Source organism: Prosthecobacter sp. (assembly GCF_014879935.1).
In the GTDB taxonomy this organism is placed as follows: Bacteria; Verrucomicrobiota; Verrucomicrobiia; order Verrucomicrobiales; family Verrucomicrobiaceae; genus Prosthecobacter.
In genome coordinates, this window is record NZ_JACSRD010000008.1 from 1 (window position 1) to 2,186 (window position 2,186).

A 2,186-nucleotide genomic window follows, 5' to 3' on the forward strand; every position below is an offset into this window, starting at 1 on the left:
GGAGTGCGCCGGCCCTCCGGCGCTTTCGAGCGTCCTCGGGCCTGCGAAAAGCTCCAGAGGGCTGGAGCATTGATTCGCTATGCTCACCCTTTCCAAAACGCTGCCGCGCCTGCGTCAGCGCAATGGCATCCGTAACAGATGAGGCCAATCAGCCGTTGCTGCCCACGACAGAGGTCGTCACGCTGAGGCTTGCCACCACCTCCACGAGGCTGCCGCGTTAGAACGAACCCAATTTGTGGGTAAAGGTCAGCTCCTGATGCCGCAACAGGGAACGCTGACGCCGCAACAGCGTACGGTGACGGGGCGTCCCACAGACGGAAAGGGGGACACCCCCTTCCCTGTTCGCAGGGCCTTCAAGGCGGAGGAACGATGCCAGAGTGCGGAGGTGCCGCAGCGTTTGACCCCGGTTCGACCGCCGAGAGCCTGACCATGCCTCTTGCCCGACTGCCCGTCCCGGACGTAGAGGAAGGGCATGTCCGAGCTTTCCAACGCGCGTCTGTTTGTCTGGTTCCGCATCCTGTTCAACTGCCGGTTCTACTACCCGGTGTTCACGATCTTCTTCCTGGACCTGGGGCTGAGCATCGGGGAGTTCGCGGCGCTGAATGTGGTGTGGGCGCTGACGAGCGTCGTTTTGGAAGTGCCCTCCGGGGCGCTGGCGGACCGCTTTGGCCGCCGGCCGCTGGTGGTGGCGGCGGGGGGCCTGATGGTGCTGGAGATGGCGGTGCTGTGCCTGATGCCGCCGGGCCGACATGACGTGGTGCTGTGGCTGTTCGTGCTGAACCGCGTGCTGAGCGGCGCGGCGGAGGCCTGTGCGAGCGGGGCGGACGAGGCGCTGGCCTACGATTCGCTGCCGGAGGCACAGCGCACGGAGCTGTGGCCGCTGGTGATGGCCAGACTGAGCCGCGGCATGGCGCTGGGCTTTGTGGTGTCGTCGATCACGGGCTCGGTGGCCTATGATCACGAGATGCTGACCTGGGCGCTGCATTTCGTGGGGCTGGACGTGACGGTGGCGAAGGAGGTTTCCATGAAACTGCCGCCGTTACTGTGCCTGGGCACCGGTCTGGCCTGCCTGATGGTGACCTTGCGGATGACGGAGCAGCGCTCCCCTGCCCCGCAGTCGGGTTTCTGGCACAGCGTGGGTGAGACATGGCGGTCGATCCTGCACACGGGCGGCTGGATCTGGCGGACGCGCACAGCCTTTGCGCTGATCCTGTTCGGGCTGGTGTTTGACAGTGTGATCCGGCTGTTCCTGACGGTGGCGAGCAATTTCTACCGGCTGGTGGGCATCGAGGAAGGCTGGTATGGCGTGATCGGCACCGGGGTGTCGCTGCTGGGCTTGGTGACGGCCAGTCTGATGGAAAAAAGTGCGAAGGCGATGTCGGCCAGGCAGAACTTCACCTGGCTGGCGGTGGCGGTGTTCGCCGGGCTGATGGCGGCCGCGCATCCGCAGCCCGGCTGGGCGGGGATCGCGCTGGTGGTGCCGCTGTTCATGAGCATGCGCTTCCTGCAGTTCTTCCTGTCGCACTATTTGAATGAGATCGTGGACTCCAGCCAGCGGGCGACTGCGCTGAGCTTCCGCGGGCTGACGATCAACCTGGCCTACGGGCTGACGACGCTGCTTTTCGGCTGGCAGACCGGCTGGGTGGGCCGCCGGCTGGGACTGGATGCGGATGACACGCGGGTGTTTGCCGAGTCGCTGACGTATTGGCCCTGGTGGTTTGGAGCCACGCTGGCGGCTGCAGGCGCATGGGTGATGCTGCGCCGGATGCCCCGCAAAGGCACCGTCAACGCCTGAGCCCCGCCTCAGCCGAGAGGTTTGCTCGACATCCGTGCGGTTCCCGTCGTAATCTGCTGCCAGCCATGAAAACTTCCCTTCTCCGAACCTGTCTGGGCCTTCTCGCCGCGATTCTCTTTTCCCAGTGTGCCTCGAATCCACAGTCGCGCATCGAGAACAACCCGCAGATGTATGCGCAGCTGAGCACCAAGGATCGCCAGCTCGTGTCCAGCGGTGTGATCCGCGAAGGCATGACGCGGGACGCCGTCTTCCTCGCCTGGGGCCGGCCGGACAGCATCACGCGCGGGACGAATCGCGGCCGCGCCACCGAGAGCTGGACCTACATCGGTGAGCGGCCGGTGCGCACGATGAACGTGAGCATGGGCTGGGGGTATGGCGGGTGGGGCTACGG

At 65.4% G+C, this 2,186-nt stretch carries 2 protein-coding genes; both read left to right on the forward strand.

Features of this window, described 5'->3' with window-relative positions:
* Positions 1 to 472 precede the first annotated feature (472 nt).
* The gene (locus IAE77_RS00090; RefSeq protein WP_294219614.1) at positions 473 to 1,795 is read left to right on the forward strand and encodes an MFS transporter; all 1,323 of its coding nucleotides are present in this window, start codon (positions 473 to 475) and stop codon (positions 1,793 to 1,795) included.
* 65 nt (positions 1,796 to 1,860) lie between these two features.
* A partial coding sequence (locus IAE77_RS00095; RefSeq protein ID WP_294219615.1) for a hypothetical protein occupies positions 1,861 to 2,186 on the forward strand: 326 nt, incomplete at its 3' end.